Genomic DNA, 24,680 nt, shown 5'->3' on the forward strand with positions numbered 1-24,680 from the left:
GGTCAGCGCGCGCCGTAGTCGCGGAAGCCGCGCCCGGTCTTGCGGCCGAGGTAGCCCGCGGTCACGAGGTGCTCGAGCAGCGGTGCCGGGGAGAAGCCCGGCTCGCGGAACTCGAGGTAGAGCTCGCGCTGGATCGCCAGCGAGACGTCGTTGCCCACCACGTCGAGCAGCTCGAACGGTCCCATCGGGAGCGCACAGCCCTGCTTCATCGCCGTGTCGATGTCGTCGGCGGTGGCGTAGTGCGCCTCGAGCATCTTGACCGCGTCGTTGAGGTAGGGGAACAGCAGCGCGTTGACGATGAAGCCCGACCGGTCGCCGCAGCGCACGGCGACCTTGCCGACCTGCTCGCACAGCGCCAGCACCGTCTCGGTGACCGCTTCGTCGGTGGCGACGGTCGAGACCACCTCCACCAGCTTCATGATCGCGGCGGGGTTGAAGAAGTGCATGCCGATGACGTCCTGCGGACGCGAGGTGACCCGCGCCATCGCGATGATCGGCAGCGACGAGGTGGTGGTCGCCAGGATCGCCCCGGCCCCGCCACGACCGCGGGTGCAGATCTCGTCGAGGTTCTCGAAGAGCGTCGTCTTGGTGGCGAGGTCCTCGGCGATGGCCTCCACGACGAGGTCGACGTCGGCGAGGTCGTCGAGCGAGGTGGTGCCCCGCACCCGGCCGAGGACCTCGGCCTTCTGCTCCTCGGTGGCCTTGCCCCGCTGGATCTGCTTGTCGAAGCTCTTGGTGAGCGTGGCGACGACGCCGTCGACCTTGTCCTGGCTGCGGCCGGTGAACAGCACGTCGTGACCGGCCTTGGCGAAGACCTCGACGATGCCGGAGGCCATCGTGCCGGTGCCGACGACGCCGACCAGGCCGATGTCGTGGCGCAGCTGCGGCTTGTCCTCTGCGCTCGGCGTGTGGGCGTCGGCGACGACGACCGGCGAGTCCGGGGCCTCGTAGGTGTAGAAGCCGCGGCCGGACTTGCGTCCGAGCAGGCCGGCGGTGACGTACTGCTTGAGGATCGGCGCGGGCGCGTGGAGGCGGTCACGGCCCTGCTTGTACATCGTGTCGAGGATCTCGTAGGCGGTGTCGAGTCCGATCAGGTCGAGCAGCGCGAGCGGGCCCATCGGGTAGCCGCAGCCGAAGCGCATGGCGGCGTCGATGTCCTCGCGCGAGGCGTACTTGCCCTCGTACATCGACACCGCGTGGTTGAGGTAGCCGAAGAGCAGCGTGTTGGCGATGAAGCCGGCCTTGTCGCCGCACACCACGGGGTTCTTGCCGAGGTCGCGCAGCAGGTCGGTGACCGCCGCCAGCACGTCGGGCTCGGTCACCACCGTGCGGATCACCTCGACCAGGTCCTGCACCGGCGCGGGGTTGAAGAAGTGGACCCCCACGACGCGACCGGGTCGCGCGTTGGCGGTGGAGATCTCGGTGACGCTGAGCGAGGAGGTGTTGGTGGCCAGGATCGCGTCGGGGCGCACGACGTCGTCGAGCGTGCGGAAGATCGCCTTCTTGACCTCCAGCGACTCCACGACCGCCTCGACCACCAGGTCGGCGTCGGAGAGGTCGGACATCTGCGTGGTGAGGGTGATCCGGCCCAGCAGCGCGTCGGCCTGCTCCTGGGTCATCTTCTCGCGCTTCACCGCGCGGCCGGTGGAGTGCTCGAGGTGCTGGCGACCCCGCTCGACGCCGGTCTCGTTGACCTCGACCCCGATGACGGCGTAGCCGTTGCGGGCGAAGACCTCGGCGATGCCCGCACCCATGGTGCCGAGGCCGATCACGCCGACGGTGGTGAACGCAGGGGCTGCCGTCTCAGTCATGGACGCATGCTCCCACGCCCCACGTCCGCCGTGGGTGTGGGGACCGTCACGCCCCGGGGCGCACCACGACGACCTCGTCGCCGGGGCGCACCGGGCCCGGTCGCACCACCCTCGCGCACAGCCCGCGCAGCCGGCGCGGCCTGCCCTCGGGGCCGTTGACGAAGGTCATCGCGTCCTTGCCGAAGCGGGCGATGAACTTGCCGCAGCCGTGGTGCGGCTGGTCGGTGACCACGACCACGGCACCCTCGGGACCGCCGATGTGCAGCTCGCTCCAGACGGGCAGGTTGTCGTGGGACAAGTCCAGGTCCAGGAACATCTGGTCGCCCGCGAGCACCTCGCGGTCGGGGTCCTGGGCGAGGAACTCCACCAGCCGGTGGTTCATCAGGTTCAGCTGCATGTCGGGGTGCGCGGAGCCGTCCGGCGTACGCCGGCTCCCGCGCTGGCGCCAGGAGTCGCCCACGAGCCCCTCGACGACGTCGAGCCATCCGACGTCGAGCACCTCGCGCTCCCCCGGTGCCGGTCGGCGCACCACCGTGCGCAGCACACCTACCTCGCGGGGCGAGGCGTCGAGCTCGGGGAGGAACGCTGTCAGGTCGGCGACCGACCGGTGCGGGCGCAGCACGCGACGCATCCAGGTGCGGCGCCCGTGGCGGCCGAGGCCGAGCCGCTCCTCCTCGTCGGTGACCTCCTGCTGCGGTCCGGTCAGCGGGTCGTCGGCGGCGAACTCGACGAACCCGTGGCGGGCGTAGAACGGCCCGTTCCACGGCAGGTCGGCGTACGTCGTCAGCGTCAGCGACCCGTGGCCCTTGAGCGTCGCGCGCTCGGCCGCCGCCTCGAGCAGCGCGGCACCGACGCCGCGGCGCCCGTGGTCGGGGTGCACCGAGAGCTGCGCGAGGTGGGCGTGGCCCACCATGTCGACGACGTGGGCGAAGCCGACCGGCGGGTCGCCGGCCACGAGCACGAACCCGGGCTGGGCGGCACGCCACTCCCCGCTGGGAGCGGGCGCGGACAGCGCGTCGCCGGTCAGGTCGCCGAGCACCGCCTCGAACATCGGCACCCCTGCGTCCTCGATCGCGGCGAGGAGCGGGAGGTCGCGCGCCCGCGCCGGGCGTGCTTCGTCGTCGGCCACGGGCCCACTGTAGATTCGCGCGACGTGAGGATCGTCGTTGCCACGTGCCAGGTCGACTACGCGGGTCGGCTCTCGGCCCACCTGCCGATGGCCACGCGGGTGCTGATGCTGAAGAACGACGGCTCGGTGTTGATCCACTCCGACGGCGGCTCCTACAAGCCGCTCAACTGGATGTCGCCGCCCTGCACCGTCCGCGAGGGCCTCTCGGAGGACGGCCGGAGGGAGTGGCTGGTCACCGCGACCAAGACCGACGACACCCTGCGCATCCTCATCGACGAGGTCCACCACGACACCTCGCACGACCTCGGTGTCGACCCCGGCCTGCAGAAGGACGGCGTGGAGAAGCACCTGCAGGAGCTGCTCGCCGAGCACCCCGCCACCCTCGCCGACGGCCTCACCCTCGTCCGTCGCGAGTACATGACGGCCATCGGCCCGGTCGACCTGATGTGCCGCGACGCCGACGGCCTGTCGGTCGCGGTGGAGATCAAGCGCCGCGGCGAGATCGACGGCGTCGAGCAGCTCACCCGCTACCTCGAGCTGCTCAACCGCGACCCGATGCTCACCAGCAGGGGCCCGGTGCGTGGCATCTACGCCGCCCAGGAGATCAAGCCGCAGGCACGGGTGCTGGCCACCGACCGCGGCATCACCTGCGCGCTCGTCGACTACGACGCCCTGCGCGGCATGGACGACGCAGAGCACCGGCTCTTCTGATGACCGTGCCGGACCGGATCTTCCACATCGCGACCGATGCCGACTGGCGCCGCACCCTGGAGACGGGCACCTACACGACCTCGACCGTCGGGCGGACCCTCGACGAGGAGGGCTTCATCCACGCCAGCAGGCGCGAGCAGGTGCAGGGCGTCTTCGACCGCTACTACGCCGGCCTGGGCGAGCACCTCGTCCTGCTGACGATCGACCCCCGCCGCCTCGACGCCGAGGTGCGGGTCGACCCCGTGGGCGACGACACCTACCCGCACGTCTACGGGCCGATCAACCGATCGGCCGTCGTCGGCGTCACGCCGCTGGACGGGCACGGCCGTCCGCAGACGCTGCTGTCGCTGTGGCTGCGCGGCATGGCGGTGCGGATGGGCGTCGCGGTCGTGGTGATGGCGCTGGTGCTCCTCGCGCTGTGGGCCACCGGCGTCCTCGGCTGAGCCGGGCTCAGAGGTCCTGACCGGCCCAGGAGCGGGCCACCCAGCCGTCGGCGTCGGCCTCCATCGCCACCAGGCCGCAGTGGGGCATCGGCAGGTCGCGCGAGTGGCTCGGGGCGAGGTTGACGGCCAGCGCGGACAGCGCCAGGCACATCACGCCGCCGTGGCTGACCACCAGCGCGGCCTCGCCGCGGTGGGTGTCGGCGACCTCCTCGAGGACCGCCCGGTAGCGGGTGACGACCTCCTCGCCGCTCTCGCCGCCCGGGATCCGCGCCGCGAGGTCGCCGTCGAGCCAGGCGGCGAAGGTCGCCGCGAACGGGTCGGGCACGCCGGTGGTCCCGCGGGCGTCACCCACCCCGAACTCGCGCAGGCCGGTGCGGACCACGACGTCGGTGCCGAGCACCCCCGCGACGATCTCGCCCGTCTGGACGGCCCGCGCCATGTCGCTGGTCCACACGCGGGCGACGCGCTGGCCGCGCAGCGACTCAGCCAGCTCGCGCGCCTGCGCACGGCCAAGGGGCGTCAGCCACCCACCGGCGTCGCTGAGCAGCTCGCTCTCGTAGGCCGCCTCCCCGTGGCGGGCGACGAGCACACGGGCGGCGCACTGCAGGTCAGCCATCGACCAGACCCACGACGTCGCCCGCGCAGCCCCACGACAGGGTGACCCCGGCGCCGCCGTGGCCGTAGCAGTGCACGACGTCGCCCACCCGCTCGAGGCGCACCTCCGGGCGCGCCGGTCGCAGCCCGACCTTGTGGCGCAGGACCCGCGCGCCCTCCAGCTCCGGCACGAGGGCGACGGCACGGTGCAGGACCTGCTCGGCGACGGCCGGGTCGGGCGTGCGGCTCCACTCCCCCTCGACGTCGGTGCCGCCGAGGACCACCTCGTGCGTCCGGGGCACCACGTAGGTCAGCCCAGCGCCGTCGAGGGTCCAGCGGTCGAGGCCGACCTGCTCGACGACCACGACCTGCCCGCGGACGGGCTGCACGCTCGGGTCGGCGCCGAAGTGGCGCGCGCCGAGTCCGGTGGCGTTGACCACCAGCGAGCCGTCGTCGGGCAGGGCGGAGAGGTTCATCCGGGTGAGGGTGCCGCCGAGCTCCTCCACGCGCGAGGCCAGCCAGCGCAGGTGGACGGGCATGTCGACGACCGGGCTGGCGAACGTCCACCCGTCGGCGTAGCCGGGTGGCAGCGACGTCTCACGCTCCAGCGTCGGCACCGCCGAGCGCCACCAGGGGTCTGGTGCGTGCTCGCGGAGCAGCTCGGTGCCGGTCAGCACCCGCACGCCCGTCCGCGGGTCGCCGGCGAGCCCCGCGAGGACCTCGTACGTCGTCGCGCCCCACGTCGTCACGCGCTCGCGCGGTGCGGCGCGGTAGGGGTACCAGAGCGCGGCCGCCACCGCGGAGGTCGTCTCCAGCGGAAGGTCGCGGGCCACCACGTCGACGCGGTGCCCGGCCTCGAGCAGCCGCACCGCGCAGGTCAGCCCGACCACACCCGCCCCGACCACGATCACCCGTCGCATGCCGGTGAGTCTGCCAGCCGCGGGACGGGCGTGCGTCGCCTCAGGCGGTGGCGCCCGCCTGGCGCGGTGCCGTCGGGTCCTCGCCCTCGGCGCCGTGCTCGCGGGCGACGTACTCCTCGATGTCCTCGACGTCGTCGCGGTTGCGCGTGACCACGGCCAGCAGGTCGCTCATCGTCGCGACCTCCTCGACCTGCTCCTTGATGAACCACTGCATGAACTGCTCGGAGGCGAAGTCGTGCTCCTCGCGGGCGATCCGGAGCAGGCCGCCCACCTGCTCGGTCACGGTGCGCTCCTGGTCGAGGGCGAGCTGCACCGGCTCGACGACGTCGGTGAACGACGACGTGGGCGCCGGGACGGCGGGGATGGTGACCGCCTCGTCGGTGTCGAGGAGGTACTGCACCATCATCATCGCGTGGCCGCGCTCCTCGAGCGCCTGGGCGTAGAAGAAGGCGGCCATCCGCGGCATCGTCAGCGCGTCGTAGTGGATCGCGCACGCGAGGTACTGGTGGTGCGCGGCGAGCTCGTTGCCGATCTGGACGTTGAGCTGGGCGGTGAAGCGGGCGGCGGGCATCGGGGCTCCTGGGTCGGGCGCGGGCTCAGGCCGCGAGCTTCTTCTTCGACTTCTTGCGCGTGCGCTCGAGCTCCGCGGTGGTGACCAGGCGCCTCCTGTGGACGGTGTAGCCCTCGGGGAGGGTGCCCTCCTTGAGCATCCGCAGGGGGCACCGCCGGCACTTGGGGGTGTCCTCGCAGCACTTCTTCTTGGGCAGCGTGGCGACGGCGCCCTTCGACGCCTTCATCTTCTTCGTCGCCTTCTTGCCCACGCGCACACCGTACAGGAGGACTTAGGGTTGCCTCACCTCAGTCCAGGCCGTGGGCCGTCCGGATGACGTCCACGAACCCGTCCATGATCTCGGTCAGCCCGAAGTCCTTGGGCGTGTAGACCGCGGCGACCCCGCGCTCGACGAGCGCCCGGGCGTCGGAGGAGGGGATGATCCCGCCGACGATGACCGGCAGGCCTCCGAGGCCGGCGGCCGCCAGGCCGTCGAGCACGTCGGGCACCAGCTCCATGTGGGAGCCGGACAGGATCGAGAGACCGACGAGGTGCACGTCCTCGGCCACCGCGGCGGCGACGATCTGCTCGGGGGTCAGGCGGATGCCCTGGTAGATCACCTCGAAGCCGGCGTCGCGGGCGCGCACCGCGACCTGCTCGGCGCCGTTGGAGTGTCCGTCGAGGCCGGGCTTGCCGACCAGCACGCGCAGCCGGCCGCCGAGCTCCTCGCCCGTGGCCCGCACCCGCTCGCGCACGGCACTGAGCGCCTCGCCGGCCTCGGCGACGCCGACGGCGCCCGAGACCCCGGTGGGGGCCCGGAACTCGCCGAACACCTCGCGCAGCGCACCGGCCCACTCCCCCGTCGTCGCGCCGGCACGGGCGGCGACGAGCGTCGGCTGCATCAGGTTGGCGTCGGTGCGCGCGGCGTCGGCCAGAGCCGCCAGGGCGGCCCGCACCTCGTCCTCGTCGCGCTCGGCCCGCCACGCCTCGAGGCTGGCGAGCGCCGCACGCTCGGCCTCGGGGTCGGCGGTCTGGATGGCGCCGTCGAGGTCGGCGGTGAGCGGCGAGGGCTCGGTGGTCTCGAACCTGTTGACCCCGACGATGACCTCCTCGCCCGACTCGATGCGCGCCCGCCGGGCGGCGTGGGCGGAGACGAGGTTCTGCTTCATGTAGCCCGACTCGACGGCGGCGATCGCGCCACCCATCGCCTGGACCCGCTCGATCTCGTCCTTCGCGCCCGCGACCAGCTCGGCGACCTTGGCCTCGATGACGTGGCTGCCGGCGAAGATGTCGTCGTACTCCAGCAGGTCGGACTCGAAGGCCAGCACCTGCTGCAGCCGCAGCGACCACTGCTGGTCCCACGGGCGGGGCAGGCCGAGGGCCTCGTTCCAGGCCGGCAGCTGCACGGCACGCGCCCGGGCGTCCTTCGACAGCGTCACGCCGAGCATCTCCAGCACGATGCGCTGCACGTTGTTCTCCGGCTGCGCCTCGGTCAGGCCGAGCGAGTTGACCTGCACGCCGTAGCGGAAGCGGCGCATCTTGGGGTCGGTCACGCCGTAGCGGTCGCGGGTGATCTCGTCCCACAGCTGCACGAAGGCGCGCATCTTGCAGGTCTCCTCGACGAAGCGCACGCCGGCGTTGACGAAGAACGAGATCCGCCCGACGACCTTCTCGAAGTCGTCCTCGGAGACCTGCCCCGACGCCCTGACCTGGTCGAGCACCGCGATCGCGGTGCACAGGGCGTACGCCAGCTCCTGCACCGGCGTCGCGCCCGCCTCCTGCAGGTGGTAGCTGCAGATGTTGATCGGGTTCCACTTCGGGATCTCGTGGACCGTGTAGGCGATCATGTCGGCGATCAGGCGCAGCGACTGCTGCGGCCCGAAGACGTAGGTGCCGCGCGACAGGTACTCCTTGATGATGTCGTTCTGGGTGGTGCCCGCCAGCAGGTGGGCGACCTCCTCCGGCGACAGCTCCGGGTTCTGCTCCTCCGCGACGACCTGGTACATCGCGAGCAGCCACATCGCCGTCGCGTTGATCGTCATGGAGGTGTTCATCTCCGTGAGCGGGATGTCGGCGAACAGCTTGCGCATCTCGCCCAGGTGCGGGACCGGGACGCCGACCTTGCCGACCTCGCCGCGGCTGAGCGGGCTGTCGGGGTCGTAGCCGGTCTGGGTCGGCAGGTCGAAGGCCACGCTGAGCCCGGTCTGGCCCTTGGCCAGGTTGGTCCGGTAGAGCGCGTTGGACGCCTCGGCGGTGGAGTGGCCGGCGTAGGTGCGCATCACCCACGGCCGGTCCTTGGCAGGACGCTCCGGGACCGTGCGGTCCGTCTCACCCGATTCCGTCATGGCGACACAGTAGGGCGAGGGTTACTGGTCAGTCACCGGCCGCGACGTGTGACGGATGCCTCAGGATCGGGTGCCGGTCACGCGGTGGCGGCGACCCGCTCGACCTCGATGGCATGGGCCAGCCGGGCCAGGTGGGCCATCCTGCGGACCGCGGGGCCCGGGTTGCGGACCGTGAGGTGGTGGCCCGAGAGCCACGCACGCCGGGTGGCCACGGCGAGCAGGCGGAGCGCGGTCACGTCGATCGTGGAGACGTCGGACATGTCGATGACGACCTCGCCGTCGGGGCCCGCGAGGCACGCGTTGATGGCGTCACGCACCTCCCGGGTGCTGCGCACGTCGAACGCGCCGTGCAGGACCAGCGTGGAACCGTCCGCGGTGATCTCCATCTGGTGCTCCTCACCGACGCCCCCCGGACGCCCAGTCGTGACCCCTGTCACTCCCATGGACGTTGTTGTACCCCGCGCGGTTGCACCGATGCACCATCTTTTCCGGCGAGTCGGCCCCCGTAGGCTGCGCCCATGGTCAACCTGACGCGCATCTACACCCGCACCGGCGACGCCGGCCGCACCCGCCTCGGCGACATGAGCGAGACGACGAAGACCGACCTGCGGCTCGAGGCGTACGCCTGCGTCGACGAGGGCAACGCCCACATCGGCGTGGCGCTGTCCCACGCCGCCGCCGACGGCGGCCTGGAGGACGACGTGGTCGCCGTGCTCACGCGCGTGCAGAACGACCTCTTCGACGTGGGCGCCGACTTCGCCACCCCCGTCGTGGCGGACCCGGAGTACCCGCCGCTGCGCGTCGAGCAGGACTACGTCGACCGGCTCGAGGCCTGGTGCGACCACTACAACGCCGACCTCCCGGCGCTGCGCTCGTTCATCCTCAACGGCGGCACCCTGGCCGCCGCGCACCTCCACGTCGCCCGCACCGTGGTGCGCCGCGCCGAGCGCGCCGGTTGGGCGGCCTACGCCGAGCACGAGGACACGATGAACGTCCTCGCCATCACCTACCTCAACCGGCTCTCCGACCTGCTCTTCATCCTCGCCCGCCACGCGAACCGCGAGAACGGCGACGTGCTCTGGGTGCCCGGCGGCGAGCGCTAGCACCGAGCTGACGCACCTGCACTGCTGAGACCCCCCGAGTCGGCGCAGATGTCCCGCCGAGACCCGCCGAGCTGACGCATCTGCACCCCTGAGGCCCGCCGAGCTGACGCATCTGCACCGCTCAAGGACGCCGGGTCAGTGCACTAGCGACAGCTCGACGCCGTTTCGCGGTGCACTCGCGACAGCTCGGCGCCATTTCGCGGTGCACTCGCGACAGCTCGGCGCCGTTTCGCGGTGCACTAGCGTCAGCTCGGCGGTGTTTTTCGGTGCACTCGCGTCAGGTCGGCGGTCAGGCGTCCTGGCGGACGCGCTGCTCGCGGGCCGAGGGCACGACGAGGGCGGCGGGCAGCAGCAGGAAGGCGACGACGAGCAGCGCCTTGAGGGTGCCGACGTGGTCGCCGACGAAGCCGAGGAACGGCGGGCCGGCGAGGAACGCGGCGTAGCCGACGGTCGACACGACGCTGACCCGGGCAGCGGCGCGCAGCGGGTCGTCCGCGGCGGCACTCATCCCGACCGGGAAGCCGAGCGAGGACCCGACGCCCCACAGGACGATGCCGAGCACGACCGACACCGGGTGGTCGGTGAGGACGATGAGCAGCACGCCGGCACCGGCGAGCGCCATCGTGGCCCACAGCACCGCGACGCGGCCGTGGCGGTCGATGAGGCCGGTGCCGAGGAAGCGGCCGGCGGTCATGGCTGTCACGAAGACCGCGAACCCGGCGACGCCGACCGCGTGCGAGACGTCGTGGCCGTCGACGAGCGCGACCGCGAGCCAGTCGTTCGCGGTGCCCTCGGTCATCGCGAGCGCCAGCACCATCAGGCCGATCAGCAGGGTGCGCGGCTCCAGCCACGCCCGCGCGGCCGACGTCCGCTCGCCCTCGTGGTCCTCGACCACCGGCAGGAACGACGGCGACGTCGTCCACACGACGACGAACGAGAGGACCACCACCAGGCCGAGGTGGACGGCGGAGGGCACGTCGAGCTCGATCATCGCCACGCCGAGCAGCGCCCCCACCACGGTGCCACCGCTGAAGCCGGCGTGGAAGCGCGGCATGATCGTGCGGTCGAGCCCACGCTCGACCTCGGCGCCCTCGACGTTCATCGCCACGTCCCACACGCCGATGCCGACGCCGTAGACCGCCAGCCCGACGACCGTCAGGGGCAGCGCGTCGCCGAGCGAGAACGCCGCGGTCAGCATGCCGACCGTCGCGAGCACCGCGCCCGCGCGGACGATCCGGACGGTCCCCCAGCGCGTGATGAGGGCGCCGGTCGTGGGCAGCGCGACGACCGACCCGATCGAGATCGCCAGCAGGACCAGGCCGAGCCGGCCGTTGCTGAGGTCGAAGCTCGAGCGCACCTCGGGGATGCGGGAGACCCAGCTGGCGAAGACCAGGCCGTTGAGGAAGAAGGTCAGGCCGACGGCATTGCGGGCGGCGGTGAGCTGGGGCACGGCACTCCTTGGCGAAACGTTTCGATCGAATCGATTCGATGCTAACCTCCAGGACGTGTCCGGATCAACCCGAACCCCCACGCTGGCGGACGTCGCCGAGACGGCCGGGGTCTCCCTGTCCACGGCCTCGCTCACCTTCTCGGGCAACAAGCCGGTCGCGGAGGCGACCCGCGAGCGGGTGCTGGCGGCCGCCGCCGCCCTGGGCTACCGCGGCCCCAATCCGCTCGCCCGCAACCTGCGCCAGGGACGCAGCGGCGTCGTGGGGGTGGCGGTCGGGCAGCTCAGCGAGGCCTTCCGCGACCCGGCCACGCTCCCCCTCTTCGACGCCATGTCCGAGGTGCTCGGCGCCGCCGGGCTCGGGCTGCTGCTGATGGCCGACGACGACGGGCACGCGAGGCTGCCGCTCGACGCGGTCATCTTCGACATCTGCGGCCGCGACGTGTGGATGCCCTACGACGACCTGGTCGCCCGCGGCGTGCCGCTGGTCGTCATCGAGGGGCCGGCCTGGCCCGGCACCACCTACGTCGACATCGAGCACCGCCGCGGCTCGGCCGAGCTGGCCCGCCACCTGCGCGGGCTGGGCCACGACCGGGTCGCCACGGTCACCCTCGAGCCCTCGCAGCCCCAGCGCGAGCGCGAGGCCGGGCTGCGCGAGGTCTACGCCGACCTCGAGGTCGTCGGCGCCTGCGCCAGCGACCTCACCGCCGCCCAGGAGGTGGTGGGCGCCTGGCTCGACACCGACCCCGACGCCACCGCCCTGGTGTGCCAGAGCGACGTCCAGGCGGCCGGTGCGGTGCTGGAGGCACGACGCCGGGGCCTCTCGGTGCCGGGCGACCTCAGCGTCGCCGGCTTCGACGGCGTCGCCACCCCGTGGCTCGACCTCGAGCTCACGACGGTCGTGCAGCCGATCGCGGAGAAGGGGCGTACGGCGGCGCGAGCAGCCCTGGCCCGCATCGAGGGCGAAGCCGTGGCCGACGTCGTGCTCCCGGTCGAGCTCCGCGTGGGCGGGTCCACCGGTCCGGCCCCGCGACGGGATGCCCAGGGCGGCTAGCGCCGGTCCCAGTCGGTGCCGGGCGGGCCCGACTCCAGCCACGACTGGAAGCCGGTGAGGGCCGACTCGCTCATCGCGATCTCCAGCGCTTGGCCGTCGTAGTGGCACGACGCCACGACGTGGCCGTCGTAGAGCGACATCTCCTCGGGGCCGGCCGGCGCGCGTCGACCGGAGTACTCGAGCAGGTCGCGCGCCCAGACCCGCTTGGGTCGCGGGGAGAGCGAGAAGATCCGGAACCACTCCAGGGACTGGCCGGAGTACCGGCCGACGCCGAGCAGCCAGCCGCGGCCCGGGTGCTCGGTGCGCACGCGGTAGCTGAGCTCGAAGGTGCCGCCGTGGCGGGCCAGCAGGCGGCGCCGGACGATGAGGGAGATGCCGTAGAGCAGCGCTAGGAGGAGACCGAGCCCGACGATGTCGAGCAACCACTCCCAGACCGGCATCCACACCTCCACAAAGCAGTGAGCGCACGAACCCGGAGGTTCGTGCGCTCACCCTAGCGCCAGTGCTCAGGCACCCGTCAGGAGGCCCGCTCCGCAGCACGCACGCGTGCCTCGGCGCGACGGACCTTCTCCTGCGCCTCGTCGTCGTTCTCGCCGGCCTGCTTGCACCGCTCGAGCTCGGCCCGGGCGTGCTCGAGGTCGATCTCGTGCGACATCTCGGCCCGCTCGGAGAGGATCGAGACCCGGTTGTCGGCGACCGAGAGGAACCCGGCGTCGACCGCCGCGATCCACGTCTCGCCCTCGACCGTCTGGACGTCGACGACGCCCTCGATGATCGAGGACAGCATCGGCGCGTGGTTCGGCAGGATGCCGACGTCGCCCTCGGTGGTGCGGGCGATGACCATGGTGGCCTGGCCCGACCAGACGAGCCGGTCGGCAGCGACCAGCTCGACCTGGAGGACTGCGTCGGTGGCCATCAGAGGCTCTTCTGGATCTCGGCCCACTTCTGCTCGACGTCGTCCAGACCGCCGCACATGAAGAAGGCCTGCTCGGCCACGTGGTCGTACTCGCCGTCGGCGATCTTGTTGAACGCCTCGATGGTGTCGGCCACCGGGACGGTCGAACCCTCGATGCCGGTGAACTGCTTGGCCACGTAAGTGTTCTGCGACAGGAAGCGCTGGATGCGACGGGCGCGGGACACGATGATCTTGTCCTCCTCCGACAGCTCGTCGACACCGAGGATCGCGATGATGTCCTGGAGCTCCTTGTTGCGCTGCAGGATCTGCTTGATCCGGACCGCGCAGCGGTAGTGGTCGTCACCGATGTACTGCGGGTCGAGGATCCGCGAGGTCGAGGTGAGCGGGTCCACGGCCGGGTAGATGCCGAGCGAGGCGATCTCGCGCGAGAGCTCGGTGGTCGCGTCGAGGTGCGCGAAGGTCGTGGCCGGCGCCGGGTCGGTGTAGTCGTCGGCGGGGACGTAGATCGCCTGCAGCGAGGTGATCGAGTGACCACGCGTCGAGGTGATGCGCTCCTGCAGCTGACCCATCTCGTCGGCGAGGTTGGGCTGGTAGCCCACCGCGGACGGCATGCGGCCGAGCAGCGTGGAGACCTCGGAGCCGGCCTGGGTGAAGCGGAAGATGTTGTCGATGAAGAGCAGCACGTCCTGCTTCTGCACGTCGCGGAAGTACTCCGCCATCGTCAGGGCCGACAGCGCGACGCGCAGGCGGGTGCCCGGCGGCTCGTCCATCTGGCCGAAGACGAGGGCGGTCTGCCCGAGGACGCCCGCCTCCTCCATCTCGACGATGAGGTCGTTGCCCTCACGGGTGCGCTCGCCGACACCGGCGAACACCGACACACCACCGTGGTCCTTGGCGACACGCGCGATCATCTCCTGGATGAGCACGGTCTTGCCGACGCCGGCACCGCCGAACAGGCCGATCTTGCCGCCCTGGACGTAGGGGGTGAGCAGGTCGATGACCTTGATGCCGGTCTCGAACATCTGGGTCTTCGACTCCAGCTGGTCGAACGCCGGCGCCTTGCGGTGGATGCCCCAGCGCTCGGCGGGCTCGAAGGTCTCGCCCTCGGCGAGGTTGAGCACGTCACCGGTGGTGTTGAACACCTTGCCGAGCGTCGCGTCGCCGACGGGCACGGTGATCGACTGACCGGTGTCGGTGACCTGGCCGCCGCGGACCAGGCCGTCGGTCGGCTTCATCGAGATGGCGCGGACCATGCCGTCACCGATGTGCTGGGCGACCTCGAGGATGATCGACTTCGTCTCGCCGCTGAGCTGGAACTCGCAGGTCAGGGCGTTGTAGATGGGGGGCATCGAGTCGGTCGGGAACTCGATGTCCACGACCGGGCCGATGACGCGGGCGATGCGGCCCACGGCGCCACCCCGGGTGGTCGTCTCTTCAACAGTGGCAGTCATGTTCACTCACTCCCGGCTTGTGCGTCGGCAAGGGCGTTGACGCCACCGACGATCTCGCTGATCTCTTGGGTAATGCCAGCCTGGCGGGCCTGGTTGGCGATGCGCTTGTACTTCTTGATGAGCTCGTCGGCGTTGTCCGTGGCGGACTTCATCGCCTTCTGCCGGGCGGCCAGCTCGGAGGCGGCCGCCTGCAGGAGGGCGAAGAAGATCCGGCTCTGGACGTAGCGCGGGAGCAGGGAGTCGAGCACGTCCGAGGGGGACGGCTCGAACTCGTAGAGCGGCAGCAGGTCGCCCTGCTCGGGAGCCTCGGTGCCCTCCACGACCTCCAGCGGGAGGAGCCGCACGGCAGTGGGCTCCTGGCTGAGCATCGAGCGGAACCGCGTGTAGACCACGTGGACCTCGTCGACGGCCCGCTCGTCCTCGCCGGTCTCGCCGAGGAAGGCGTCGATCAGCGTCGCGCCGATCTCGGCCGCCACGTCGTAGGTCGGCTGGTCGGAGAAGCCCGTCCAGGACTTCGCCACGGCGCGCTGGCGGAACTTGAAGTAGGCCTCGCCCTTGCGACCGCTGGTGTAGAGGTCGACGTCCTTGCCCTCGCCCTTGAGCTTCTCGACGAGGCGCTCGGCCTCCTTGAGCACGCTCGAGGAGTAGGCGCCCGCCAGGCCGCGGTCGGAGGTGACGATGAGGACCGCGGCCCTCTTCGGGTCCGCCGGCTCGGTGGTCAGCGCGTGCTCGACGTTGGAGAACGTCGCCACGGCCGACACCGCGCGGGTGAGCTCACGGGCGTACGGCGCTGCCGCCTGCGCCCGCTGCTGTGCCTTGATGATGCGGGACGCAGCGATGAGCTCCATGGCACGCGTGATCTTCTTCATCGACTCCGTCGACCTGATCCGCGCGCGGTACTCGCGTACCGAGAGAGCCATGCGTCAGCCTCGCTTCTGCTTGACGATCTGCTCCTGCTCGACGTCCTCGTCCTCGAGGGCGACGTGCTCTTCCTTGCCGGCCTTGATGCTCTGGCCGTCGGAGGTCTCGAACTGGTCGAGGAAGGAGTCGTACGCAGCGGCGAGCTGGTCCTCGGTCGAGTCCTCGAACTTCAGCGACTCGCGGATGCCGGCGAGGATGCCCTCGTGGCTGCGACGCAGGTAGTCGAGGAACTCGTTCTCGAAGCGCAGGACGTCGTCGGTGGGGACCTTGTCGAGGCGACCCGACGTGCCGGTCCACAAGGAGACGGTCATCTCCTCGACCGGGTACGGCGAGTACTGCGGCTGCTTGAGCAGGGCCATCAGGCGCTGGCCGCGGTCGAGCTGCTGGCGCGAGGCGGCGTCGAGGTCGGAGGCGAACATCGCGAACGCCTCCATGGCGCGGAACTGCGCCAGGTCGACCTTGAGCGAGCCGGTGACGTTCTTCATCGCCTTCGTCATCGCCGAGCCGCCCACGCGCGAGACCGAGACGCCCACGTCGATGGCGGGACGCTGGTTGGCCGCGAACAGGTCCGACTGCAAGAAGATCTGGCCGTCGGTGATCGAGATGACGTTGGTGGGGATGAACGCCGAGACGTCGTTGGCCTTGGTCTCGATGATCGGCAGACCGGTCATCGAGCCCTTGCCCATGTCGTCGGAGAGCTTCGCGCAGCGCTCGAGCAGCCGGCTGTGCAGGTAGAAGACGTCACCGGGGTACGCCTCGCGGCCCGGCGGGCGGCGCAGCAGCAGCGACACCGCACGGTAGGCCTCGGCCTGCTTGGTGAGGTCGTCGAACACGATGAGGACGTGCTTGCCGTCGTACATCCAGTGCTGGCCGATGGCCGAGCCGGTGTAGGGGGCGAGGTACTTGAAGCCGGCGGAGTCGGACGCCGGGGAGGCCACGATGGTCGTGTACTCCAGCGCGCCGGCCTCCTCGAGGGCGCCACGCACGGAGGCGATGGTCGAGCCCTTCTGGCCGATGGCGACGTAGATGCAGCGCACCTGCTTGTCCGGGTCGCCGGACTCCCAGTTGGCCTTCTGGTTGATGATCGTGTCGATCGCGATCGTGGTCTTGCCCGTCGCGCGGTCGCCGATGATCAGCTGGCGCTGGCCGCGGCCGATCGGGGTCAGCGCGTCGATGGCCTTGATGCCGGTGGCGAGCGGCTCGTGCACCGACTTGCGCACCATCACGCCGGGAGCCTGGAGCTCCAGCGCGCGTCGCTCGTCGGAGGCGATGTCGCCCAGGCCGTCGATCGGGTTGCCGAGCGGGTCGACCACGCGGCCGAGGTAGTTCTCGCCCACGGGGACCGAGAGGATCTCGCCGGTGCGGCGGACCGTCTGGCCCTCCTCGATCTTGTCGAAGTCACCCAGGACCACGACGCCGACCTCGCGGGTGTCGAGGTTGAGCGCGAGGCCGAGGGTGCCGTCCTCGAACTCGAGCAGCTCGTTGGCCATGACCGAGGGCAGGCCGGAGACACGGGCGATGCCGTCCGCGGCCTCGGCCACGGTGCCGACCTCTTCGGTCGTGGCCGACTCGGGCTTGTAGTCCGACACGAAGCGCTGAAGAGCGTCGCGGATCTCGTCCGGACGGATGGACAGCTCCGTCATTTCATCTCACCTGTTCTCTGGTCTGCTCGAAAGTGTTGCTTGGGTCTGGGTGGTCTGGATCAGCCGGCGAGCCTGCGCCCGGCGTCGTCGAGGCGGCTGGAGACCGTCCCGTCGATGACGTCGTCACCGATCTCGACCCGGATGCCGCCGATGACCGAGGGGTCGACGACGACGTTGAGGTGGACCTGTCGACCGTACGTCCGCGACAGCGAGGCGGCCAACCGCTCGCGGTCGGCGTCGGACAGCGGGCGGGCGACGTGGACGGTCGCGACGCCCTGGTTGCGGACCTCGGCCGCCACCTTCTGGTACTCGGTCAGCGCGACCGAGATCGTGCGGTGGGTGCCGGACAGGGCCTGGCCGACGAGCGCGAGCGTCGCCGGGAGCACCTTGTCGCCGAGCAGCCCGTGCACGAGCGCGGTCTTGTCGGAGCGGCTGCGTGCGGGGTCGGAGAGCGCCTGGCGCAGCTCCGGGCTGCCCTGCACGAGCTGGCCGACGGCGAACAGCTCGTCCTCGAGGCGGCCGGCGTCGTCACCCGACGAGCGGACCAGCGCGACCACGCCGAGCTGCTCGAGGACGTCCGGGAGGTCCCGGGTGGCGGTCCACCGCTGGGACACAGCGGTGGTCACCACCTGGAGCGCCCCGTCGGAGACCTTGCCGGACAGCACGTCTCGGACCAGGCCGGCCTTGGCCTCGCCGGGCACCGACACGTCGGTGGCGACCCGGCGCAGGCCCGCCTCGGCACGGAGGAGGTCGGCGACGCCGAACAGGTCCTGCGCCACCGTGCCGAGGTCACCGCTGCCCGGGAGGGCGGCGGCGGCTGCGGCGTAGGCGTCTGCGGACGCACCTCGCATCATCAGTTGACGCTCCCCGGCGTGGAGCCCTGCGCCTCGAGGTCGGCGAGGAAGCGCTCGACGACGCGGCTCTGGCGGGCCTCGTCCTCCAGGCTCTCACCCACGATGCGCCCGGCCAGGCCGGTCGCGAGGGTGCCGACCTCGGCACGGAGCGAGGTGACCGCCTGCTGGCGCTCGGCCTCGATCTGCGCCTTGCCGTGCTCGATGATGCGGCTGGACTCGGCCTGGGCCTGCTCCCGCATCTCGGCCACGATCTGGGCACCCTGCTCGCGCGCCTCCTCGCGGATGCGCGCCGCCTCGTGCCGGGCGTCGGCGAGCTGCTTCTCCAGCTCGGCGAGCCGGGCGTCGGCCTCGGCCTGCTTGGACTCGGCCGCGGCGATGCCGCCCTCGATCGCCTGGGTGCGCTCGGCGAAGGTCTGCTCGAAGCGCGGGGCGACGAACTTCCAGATCAGGAAGAGCAGCAGGCCGAAGACGACGAGCGACAGGGCGAACTCGACGGGGACGAACCCGAGCGGGTTCTCCGGGGCGTGCCCACCCTCGGTGGGCTCGCCCTCCGCGAGGAAGATCAGATTCTGCATGGGGCAGTCCTAGGTCAGTGAAGGGCAGGCGTCAGCTGAGGACGAACGCGAGGGCGATACCGATGATCGCGAGCGCCTCGGCGAGCGCGAAGCCCAGGATGGCGATCGACTGGAGGCGGCTCTGCGCCTCGGGCTGACGGGCGACGCCGGAGATGTAGGCCGCGAAGATCAGGCCGATGCCGACACCGGGGCCGATGGCCGCCAGGCCGTAGCCGATCATGTTGAGCGAGCCGTTGAGTTCACCAGTCACGGTGAGTTCCTTTCGTTCAGTGCTGCTTCAGGTGTTGGGGTGGTGCAGATCTGGGGGCGACGCGGGCGGGTCAGTGCTCGTCGGCGAGCGCGCCGGAGATGTACATCGCGTTGAGCAGGGTGAAGACGTAGGCCTGGAGGAACTGCACCAGGAGCTCGAGGAACGAGATCGCGATGGCCAGGACCCAGGCGAGCGGACCGGCGACGTAGCCGATGCCGCCGTACTCCAGCAGGAAGAGGCCGCCGGTGGAGAACAGGATGAGCAGGAGGTGGCCGGCGAACATGTTGGCGAAGAGTCGCAGCGCCAGCGTGACGGGGCGGACCAGGATGTTGGAGAAGAACTCCAGCGGGACCAGCAGCGGGTACATCGCCGGGCTGACGCCCGACGGCACGCTCTGGAGCTTGAGGTAGCCGAGGAGGCCGTGCTTCTTGATGCCGACACCGTTGTAGATGACCCAGCTGAGGCCCGCCAGCGCGTAGGCCATCGAGGCCCGCGAGAACGTCGGGAACTGGATGAAGGGGATCGACGCGAAGGCGTTGTTGATCAGGATGAAGAAGAAGAGCGTCACGAGGTACGGCACGAACTTGATGAAGTCGTGGCTGCCGATGATGTCGCGGCCCATCGAGTTGCGGACCATGCCGTAGGCGCTCTCCCCGGCGAACTGCATGCGGCCCGGGACCAGCGAGGGGCGGCGGAAGGCGACGAAGAAGAAGGCGAAGACCAGGACAGCGCCGAGCAGCAGCTGCACCATGGGCTTGGTGATCGCGGTGTCACCGATGTGGAACAGCGCTTGCTTGGAGAAGTCGAAGCTGTTGGGGCCCGGCGCGACGAACTCGCCACCGGACTCAGCCATCGTGATGCCGAACATCGAGTCAGTCTCCTACTGGCTTGCCTTGTTGAACCGTGCGTACGTCATGTAGATCCCGAAGCCGGCACCGACGAGGATGCCGATCGCCACGAGGAAGGTCGTTCCGAGCCACCGATCGAGCGCCCAACCTGCCAGCCCGTAGAGCGCCACACCGGAGACCACGTAGCCGAAGGCGTGCCAGGGGTCGCCCTTGGGTGCGTCGTCGGATGGGGTCTGCGGGGGAAGCTGTCGAGCCATCGCAGACCGGACACTAGCAGCGGAATCGGTCATCGCTCACCCCCGGGGTGAGCCACCGGCTGCCCGGTGGTCGAAGCGCTCGACGAGACGTCCCAGGCGGGGATGCGCTGGCGCGTGGCGGCGACGAGGTGCCCGGCCATCCACAGCAGGGTCACCGCGATCACGCCGGCCGCGAACCAGCCGCGAGCGAGGGTGTCGGCGCCGTAGCCGGCACCGTCGATGGCCAGCACGCAGACACCGAGGACGAGCAGCTGGAGCACGTAGGTCAGCAGGGCGACCAGGAGGGAGGCGCGGGGCATCACGCGGGCCACCAGGCTCACGAACGCGATGCCGAGGGCGAAGACCAGCAGGGTCAGCACTCCCCCGGTCGTCGCACCGACCACGGCGGACCGGCCCGCCGTCACGGCGCCGACGAGAACCAGGACCAGGACCGCTGCCGCACCGGCGCCCAACGCACCGAGGAGCGGTGACATCCCGGTGCGGGTGTCCTGCTTCGACTCGGTCGTCATGGTGGCGGCCTGTCCGTGGTGGAGGTCAGTTCTGACTGCTCGTGAAAACTATCACAAAGTCCTGCGGGGCCCCGAAACGGGGTCCCCGGATCCTCTCAGGACCCGAGGGCGGACGCGTCGGCGGGCTCGTCCTCGCGCCCCTCGACGGCGGCGTTCTCGGGCAGCCCGGTGTCCCCCAGCCCGGTCTTCCGGGGCCGGTGGACCTTGGGCAGCACGAAGGTCATCCCGATCGTCAGCGCCAGCATGGAGCCCACCGCCACCCACACCAGCCGGGTGTCGTAGAGGCTCACGATGACCGCCCCCGTGGCGATGGTGAACGCCCACATCCACATGATCAGCACCGCGCGGCGCTGCGAGTGGCCGATCTCGAGGAGCCGGTGGTGCAGGTGCTGCTTGTCGGCGCTCATCGGCGAGCGGCCTGCGCGGGTGCGACGTACGACGGCCAGCACGAGGTCGACGATGGGCACCATGAGCAGCGAGATCGGCAGCAGCACCGGCAGGACGGTGACGAAGAGGCTGTTGCCGCCGGTGCTCACGCCCGGGAACTGCCCGGTGAGGGTCAGCGCGCTCGCCGAGAGCACCAGCCCGATCAGCATCGACCCGGAGTCGCCCATGAACAGGCGCGCCGGGTGGAAGTTGTGCGGCAGGAACCCGGCGCACGCCCCGGCGAGGCCGGCGCTGAGCAGGGCTCCCGTGGTGGCCAGGGTGAGGTTGTTGGTCGCCGCGAGCGTGTAGCAGTAGAGGAAGAAGGCCGCCGCCCCGATGCCGACGACGCCCGCGGCCAGGCCGTCGAGGCCGTCGACGAAGTTGACCGCGTTCATGGTGCCGATGACCACGACGAGCGTCAGCAGCGTGCCCTGCGCGTCGTCGAGGGCGAACTGGGTGCCGTCGGCCCCCGGGAAGTACCAGAACCGCACGCCCAGGGCGACGAGCAGGCCCGCGGCAAGCACCTGCCCGCCGAGCTTGGTGAGCGCGTCGAGCTCGAAGATGTCGTCGATGACGCCGACCGCGCAGACCAGCGCGCCCGCGAGCAGCACCGCGCCGGCGTCGTCGAACACGAAGGTGTCGCTGCGGGAGAGGAAGGGCAGCTCCTGCGCCACGAGGTAGGCGGCGCACAGGCCGCCGAACATCGCCAGGCCGCCGAGGTACGGGATCGGCTCCGCGTGCACGTCGCGGTCGCGGACCTGTGCCACCGCACCCGTGCGCAGCGCGATCTCCCGCGCCACCACGGTGAGCAGGTAGGTCACCGACAGGGCGACGAGGAAGACGAGGAGGTACTCCCGCATCCGGGCCTATCCCTGGTCGGCGAGCACGATGCCGTGCTCGGTGAGGGCCTCGTTGAGCTGCTCGAGCGACAGCGCTCCCAGGCGCAGGACGCGGCCCTCGGGGACGGTGACGTCGACGATCGTCGAGGCCTCCCCTCCCGGCGAGGTGCCGGCGTCGACGATCACGGCGACCGCGTCGCCGAGCATCTCCTCGGCGGCGTCGGCGTCGGTGGCGGCGGGGCGCCCGGTGAGGTTGGCCGAGCTGACCGCGAGCGGGCCGGTGCGCTCGAGGACGGCGAGGGCGACCTCGTCGTCGGGCATCCGGACCGCGACGGTGCCGCGGGTCTCCCCCAGGTCCCACATGAGCGAGGCCTGCTGGCGGCACACGAGCGTCAGCGGACCGGGCCAGAAGCGCTCGACGAGCGTGCGCGCCCACGCGGGCACGCCCTCCGCGAGCGCGTCGAGCGTGGTGGCGGCCGACACCAGCACCGGCGGCGGCATCTCACGGCCGCGGCCCTTGGCGTCGAGGAGTCCCTGCACGGCCTCGTGCGAGAACGCGTCGGCGGCGATGCCGTAGACGGTGTCGGTGGGGATGACCACCAGCTGCCCGCGTCGTACGGCGGTCGCGGCGGCGGTCACTGCCTCTTCTCGCCCCTCCGGGGTCGAGGTGTCGATCCTGTCCACGTCGCTCATCGTGCCAGTCGCGCGGTCAGGTAACGAGGCCGACCCGCGAGGTCGAGGTGGTCCGCGACGTCGCGCCAGCGGCCGGTGGCGCGGAAGACGCCGGGGGCGGACTCGCCCTGCACGTCGGCGTGCTCCGCGCCGACCACTCCCCCGGGCCGCAGCAGCAGCGCGGCGCGGCGCTCGAGGACCCGCATCGCGTCGAGGCCGTCCTGGCCGGAGAACAGGGCCAGGTGGGGGTCGTGGTCGCGCGCCTCGGCCGCCACCGACTCCCACGCCTCGAGCGGGATGTAGGGCGGGTTGCACACCACGACGTCGAACCGGCCGGCCAGGTCGTCGAACGCCGTCGCCAGGTCGCCGTGGCGCAGGTCGACGCCGGTGCCGGCGAGGTTGCGCTCGGCCCAGGCGAGCGCGGCCTCGTCGAGCTCGACGGCGTGCACCTCCGCTCCCGGCACCTCGTCGGCGACCGCGCGGGCGATCGCGCCGGAGCCGGTGCACAGGTCGGCCACGACCGGGGTGCCCTCGACGGCGCGGGCGGCGTCGATCGCCCAGCCGGCCAGCAGCTCGGTCTCGGGCCTCGGCACGAACACCCCCGGTCCGACGGCGAGCTCGACGTGGCGGAAGGCAGCCGTGCCGGTCAGGTGCTGGAGCGGCTCACGGTCGGCGCGTCGCGCCAGGAGGGCGTCGTACGCCTCGCGCTGGGCGGCGTCGAGGCCGTCGACCAGCGGGAGACGCCCGAGGCCGATCCCGAGCACGTGGGCCAGGAGCAGGTCGGCGTCGCGCTCGGGTGAGGCGACGCCGGCCTCACGCAGGCGCTCGGCGGCCCGGCGGCGCAGGTCCCTCACTGCTCGAGCGCCGCCAGGCGGGCGGCCATGTCGGTCTCGACGCACGAGTCGAGGACCGGCTGGAGGTCGCCGTCGAGGACCTGGTCGAGGTTGTAGGACTTGTAGCCCGTGCGGTGGTCGGAGATCCGGTTCTCCGGGTAGTTGTAGGTGCGGATCCGTTCGCTGCGGTCCACCGTGCGCACCTGCGAGCGTCGCGCGTCGCTGGCCTCGGCGTCCGCGGCGTCCTGCGCGGCCTGGAGGAGCCGTCCGCGCAGGATGCGCATCGCGGACTCCTTGTTCTGCAGCTGGCTCTTCTCGTTCTGGCAGCTCGCCACGATGCCGGTGGGCAGGTGGGTGATCCGGACGGCGGAGTCGGTCGTGTTGACGCTCTGGCCGCCGGGGCCGCTGGAGCGGTAGACGTCGATGCGCAGGTCGTTGTCGTTGATCTCGACGTCGACCTGCTCGGCCTCGGGCATCACCAGGACGCCGGCCGCGGAGGTGTGCACGCGGCCCTGCGACTCGGTCACCGGCACCCGCTGCACGCGGTGCACGCCGCCCTCGAACTTGAGCAGGGCGTACGGCGCCTGGCCGGGCTCGACCGTCCCGCGCGCCTTGACCGCCGCGGTGACCGACTTGTAGCCGCCGAGGTCGGACTCGGTGGAGTCGAGCACCTCGACCGCCCAGCCACGGGTCTCGGCGTAGCGGGAGTACATCCGCAGCAGGTCGCCGGCGAACAGCGCCGACTCCTCGCCGCCCTCGCCCGACTTGATCTCCAGCAGCGCGTCCTTGCCGTCGGCGGCGTCGCGTGGGACCAGCAGCCGGCGCAGCCGCTCCGCGGCCACCTCTCGACGGGCGGCCAGGTCGTCGGCCTCCTGCGCGAACGCGGGGTCGTCGGAGGCGAGCTCGCGGGCCGCCTCGACGTCGTCGCCGAGCTGCTGCCACTCCTGCCAGGTCGACACGACCGCCGAGAGCTCGGCGTAGCGCTGGTTGAGCTGCTTGGCCAGGCGCTGGTCGGCGTGGGTCTCGGGCAGGGCCAGGCGCTCCTCCAGCTCGGCGTGCTCCGCCCTCATGCCCTCGACGGCCTCGAACATCTGTGCTCCTGCTCCCTCACGACCGGTCCCGCACGGACCCCGCCAGACGACAAGGCGCCGGCCACCCGCACGGAGCGGGCGACCGGCGCCTGGCGTGGACTACTTGCTCTCGGCAGCAGCCTTCTTGCCGTAGCGGGACTCGAACCGGGCGACGCGGCCGCCGGTGTCGAGGATCTTCTGCTTGCCGGTGTAGAACGGGTGGCACTGCGAGCAGACGTCGGCGTGGATCGAGCCGGAGGTCGCGGTGCTGCGGGTCGTGAACGACGCGCCGCAGGTGCAGGTCACGGCCGTCTCGACGTACTCGGGGTGGGTGTCCTTCTTCATGGCTTTCCTCTCGATGTGCTCCGGGTCGCCCGCGTGGATGCGTAGTGACGTGAACCGGAGCCGGCGCACAAGTGTGCCACCGGTCTGAACAGCGGCGCCAATCCGGGCATTCCCGACGGCGGGGTGGGTCCGGGGGTGGATCCGGGGGTGGATCCGGAGGTGGA

General features: G+C 71.4%; 29 protein-coding genes. 4 read left to right on the forward strand and 25 right to left on the reverse strand.

Annotated features, from left to right (window positions below; translation table 11 throughout):
* Positions 1-2 precede the first annotated feature (2 nt).
* The gene (locus ACFFJG_RS16480; RefSeq protein WP_378519872.1) at positions 3-1,811 is read right to left on the reverse strand and encodes a 3-hydroxyacyl-CoA dehydrogenase family protein; all 1,809 of its coding nucleotides are present in this window, start codon (positions 1,809-1,811) and stop codon (positions 3-5) included.
* Between the two features lie 46 nt (positions 1,812-1,857).
* On the reverse strand, positions 1,858-2,940 hold the full coding sequence (locus ACFFJG_RS16485; protein ID WP_378519873.1) for a GNAT family N-acetyltransferase: 1,083 nt from the start codon (positions 2,938-2,940) through the stop codon (positions 1,858-1,860).
* Positions 2,941-2,964: 24 nt separating this feature from the next.
* Here ACFFJG_RS16485 and nucS point away from each other — a divergent pair, with 24 nt between their 5' ends.
* Together nucS and ACFFJG_RS16495 are read left to right on the forward strand one after the other, a co-directional pair.
* Complete coding sequence (nucS, locus tag ACFFJG_RS16490; RefSeq protein ID WP_378519874.1) at positions 2,965-3,651, forward strand: endonuclease NucS; 687 nt, start codon at positions 2,965-2,967, stop codon at positions 3,649-3,651.
* On the forward strand, positions 3,651-4,094 hold the full coding sequence (locus tag ACFFJG_RS16495; protein ID WP_378519875.1) for a DUF952 domain-containing protein: 444 nt from the start codon (positions 3,651-3,653) through the stop codon (positions 4,092-4,094). The genes nucS and ACFFJG_RS16495 overlap by 1 nt, the downstream gene beginning before the upstream one ends.
* 7 nt (positions 4,095-4,101) lie before the next feature.
* Here the strand turns inward: ACFFJG_RS16495 and ACFFJG_RS16500 are convergent, their stop codons facing one another.
* From ACFFJG_RS16500 to ACFFJG_RS16525, 6 genes are all read right to left on the reverse strand, one after another.
* Positions 4,102-4,710, reverse strand: coding sequence for a histidine phosphatase family protein (locus tag ACFFJG_RS16500; protein WP_378519876.1), 609 nt, complete (start codon positions 4,708-4,710; stop codon positions 4,102-4,104).
* On the reverse strand, positions 4,703-5,608 hold the full coding sequence (locus ACFFJG_RS16505; RefSeq protein ID WP_378519877.1) for an FAD-dependent oxidoreductase: 906 nt from the start codon (positions 5,606-5,608) through the stop codon (positions 4,703-4,705). The genes ACFFJG_RS16500 and ACFFJG_RS16505 overlap by 8 nt, the downstream gene beginning before the upstream one ends.
* A gap of 40 nt (positions 5,609-5,648) precedes the next feature.
* Positions 5,649-6,179 carry a ferritin gene (locus tag ACFFJG_RS16510; protein ID WP_378519878.1) on the reverse strand — a complete coding sequence of 177 codons (531 nt, stop codon included), beginning with the start codon at positions 6,177-6,179 and terminating at the stop codon, positions 5,649-5,651.
* A gap of 25 nt (positions 6,180-6,204) precedes the next feature.
* Positions 6,205-6,429, reverse strand: coding sequence for a hypothetical protein (locus tag ACFFJG_RS16515; protein ID WP_378519879.1), 225 nt, complete (start codon positions 6,427-6,429; stop codon positions 6,205-6,207).
* Between the two features lie 37 nt (positions 6,430-6,466).
* On the reverse strand, positions 6,467-8,503 hold the full coding sequence (locus tag ACFFJG_RS16520; RefSeq protein ID WP_378519880.1) for an ethylmalonyl-CoA mutase: 2,037 nt from the start codon (positions 8,501-8,503) through the stop codon (positions 6,467-6,469).
* A 77-nt stretch (positions 8,504-8,580) separates the two neighbouring features.
* Complete coding sequence (locus tag ACFFJG_RS16525) at positions 8,581-8,889, reverse strand: STAS domain-containing protein (RefSeq protein WP_378519881.1); 309 nt, start codon at positions 8,887-8,889, stop codon at positions 8,581-8,583.
* A gap of 132 nt (positions 8,890-9,021) precedes the next feature.
* Here ACFFJG_RS16525 and ACFFJG_RS16530 point away from each other — a divergent pair, with 132 nt between their 5' ends.
* Positions 9,022-9,606 (forward strand): cob(I)yrinic acid a,c-diamide adenosyltransferase, encoded by a 585-nt coding sequence (locus tag ACFFJG_RS16530; protein ID WP_378519882.1) that lies wholly within the window; start codon positions 9,022-9,024, stop codon positions 9,604-9,606.
* A gap of 289 nt (positions 9,607-9,895) precedes the next feature.
* On the opposite strand, the gene ACFFJG_RS16535 is transcribed toward ACFFJG_RS16530, so the two are convergent.
* Entirely contained in the window at positions 9,896-11,056 is a 1,161-nt protein-coding gene (locus ACFFJG_RS16535; RefSeq protein ID WP_378519883.1) for an MFS transporter, read from the reverse strand.
* 55 nt (positions 11,057-11,111) lie between these two features.
* Here ACFFJG_RS16535 and ACFFJG_RS16540 point away from each other — a divergent pair, with 55 nt between their 5' ends.
* Positions 11,112-12,107 (forward strand): LacI family DNA-binding transcriptional regulator, encoded by a 996-nt coding sequence (locus ACFFJG_RS16540; RefSeq protein ID WP_378519884.1) that lies wholly within the window; start codon positions 11,112-11,114, stop codon positions 12,105-12,107.
* Here ACFFJG_RS16540 and ACFFJG_RS16545 read toward each other — a convergent pair.
* The 16 genes from ACFFJG_RS16545 to rpmE all read right to left on the reverse strand — a co-directional run bounded on the left by ACFFJG_RS16545 (position 12,104) and on the right by rpmE (position 24,516).
* A complete protein-coding gene (locus ACFFJG_RS16545; protein ID WP_378519885.1) occupies positions 12,104-12,547 on the reverse strand; it encodes a DUF2550 domain-containing protein in 444 nt (147 codons plus the stop codon). The genes ACFFJG_RS16540 and ACFFJG_RS16545 overlap by 4 nt on opposite strands.
* 77 nt (positions 12,548-12,624) lie before the next feature.
* Positions 12,625-13,023: a F0F1 ATP synthase subunit epsilon gene (locus ACFFJG_RS16550; RefSeq protein ID WP_378519886.1), complete on the reverse strand. Its 399-nt coding sequence runs from the start codon at positions 13,021-13,023 to the stop codon at positions 12,625-12,627.
* Positions 13,023-14,474 carry a F0F1 ATP synthase subunit beta gene (atpD, locus tag ACFFJG_RS16555; protein ID WP_378519887.1) on the reverse strand — a complete coding sequence of 484 codons (1,452 nt, stop codon included), beginning with the start codon at positions 14,472-14,474 and terminating at the stop codon, positions 13,023-13,025. Before atpD ends, ACFFJG_RS16550 begins: the two co-directional genes overlap by 1 nt.
* Positions 14,475-14,476: 2 nt before the next feature.
* On the reverse strand, positions 14,477-15,394 hold the full coding sequence (locus tag ACFFJG_RS16560) for a F0F1 ATP synthase subunit gamma (protein ID WP_378519888.1): 918 nt from the start codon (positions 15,392-15,394) through the stop codon (positions 14,477-14,479).
* A gap of 3 nt (positions 15,395-15,397) precedes the next feature.
* Positions 15,398-17,038 carry a F0F1 ATP synthase subunit alpha gene (atpA, locus tag ACFFJG_RS16565; RefSeq protein ID WP_378519889.1) on the reverse strand — a complete coding sequence of 547 codons (1,641 nt, stop codon included), beginning with the start codon at positions 17,036-17,038 and terminating at the stop codon, positions 15,398-15,400.
* A 59-nt stretch (positions 17,039-17,097) separates the two neighbouring features.
* Complete coding sequence (locus tag ACFFJG_RS16570) at positions 17,098-17,892, reverse strand: F0F1 ATP synthase subunit delta (RefSeq protein WP_378519890.1); 795 nt, start codon at positions 17,890-17,892, stop codon at positions 17,098-17,100.
* Positions 17,892-18,467, reverse strand: coding sequence for a F0F1 ATP synthase subunit B (locus tag ACFFJG_RS16575; RefSeq protein ID WP_378519891.1), 576 nt, complete (start codon positions 18,465-18,467; stop codon positions 17,892-17,894). Before ACFFJG_RS16575 ends, ACFFJG_RS16570 begins: the two co-directional genes overlap by 1 nt.
* 31 nt (positions 18,468-18,498) lie before the next feature.
* Positions 18,499-18,687 (reverse strand): ATP synthase F0 subunit C, encoded by a 189-nt coding sequence (atpE, locus tag ACFFJG_RS16580; protein WP_344732221.1) that lies wholly within the window; start codon positions 18,685-18,687, stop codon positions 18,499-18,501.
* A 100-nt stretch (positions 18,688-18,787) separates the two neighbouring features.
* Positions 18,788-19,585 carry a F0F1 ATP synthase subunit A gene (gene atpB, locus ACFFJG_RS16585; protein WP_378519892.1) on the reverse strand — a complete coding sequence of 266 codons (798 nt, stop codon included), beginning with the start codon at positions 19,583-19,585 and terminating at the stop codon, positions 18,788-18,790.
* A gap of 12 nt (positions 19,586-19,597) precedes the next feature.
* Positions 19,598-19,822 carry a hypothetical protein gene (locus ACFFJG_RS16590; protein WP_378519893.1) on the reverse strand — a complete coding sequence of 75 codons (225 nt, stop codon included), beginning with the start codon at positions 19,820-19,822 and terminating at the stop codon, positions 19,598-19,600.
* A 29-nt stretch (positions 19,823-19,851) separates the two neighbouring features.
* The gene (locus ACFFJG_RS16595) at positions 19,852-20,331 is read right to left on the reverse strand and encodes a hypothetical protein (RefSeq protein ID WP_378519894.1); all 480 of its coding nucleotides are present in this window, start codon (positions 20,329-20,331) and stop codon (positions 19,852-19,854) included.
* A gap of 95 nt (positions 20,332-20,426) precedes the next feature.
* Positions 20,427-21,617, reverse strand: a complete 1,191-nt coding sequence (locus tag ACFFJG_RS16600) for an MraY family glycosyltransferase (RefSeq protein WP_378519895.1) — start codon at positions 21,615-21,617, stop codon at positions 20,427-20,429.
* Positions 21,618-21,623: 6 nt separating this feature from the next.
* Complete coding sequence (locus ACFFJG_RS16605; RefSeq protein ID WP_378519896.1) at positions 21,624-22,289, reverse strand: L-threonylcarbamoyladenylate synthase; 666 nt, start codon at positions 22,287-22,289, stop codon at positions 21,624-21,626.
* On the reverse strand, positions 22,286-23,122 hold the full coding sequence (gene prmC / locus ACFFJG_RS16610) for a peptide chain release factor N(5)-glutamine methyltransferase (RefSeq protein WP_378519897.1): 837 nt from the start codon (positions 23,120-23,122) through the stop codon (positions 22,286-22,288). The genes ACFFJG_RS16605 and prmC overlap by 4 nt, the downstream gene beginning before the upstream one ends.
* Positions 23,119-24,192 carry a peptide chain release factor 1 gene (prfA, locus tag ACFFJG_RS16615; RefSeq protein ID WP_378519898.1) on the reverse strand — a complete coding sequence of 358 codons (1,074 nt, stop codon included), beginning with the start codon at positions 24,190-24,192 and terminating at the stop codon, positions 23,119-23,121. The genes prmC and prfA overlap by 4 nt, the downstream gene beginning before the upstream one ends.
* Positions 24,193-24,291: 99 nt before the next feature.
* Positions 24,292-24,516, reverse strand: coding sequence for a 50S ribosomal protein L31 (gene rpmE / locus ACFFJG_RS16620; protein ID WP_121140724.1), 225 nt, complete (start codon positions 24,514-24,516; stop codon positions 24,292-24,294).
* Positions 24,517-24,680: the final 164 nt, after the last annotated feature.

Source organism: Nocardioides zeicaulis (assembly GCF_042432345.1).
In the GTDB taxonomy this organism is placed as follows: Bacteria; Actinomycetota; Actinomycetes; order Propionibacteriales; family Nocardioidaceae; genus Nocardioides; species Nocardioides zeicaulis.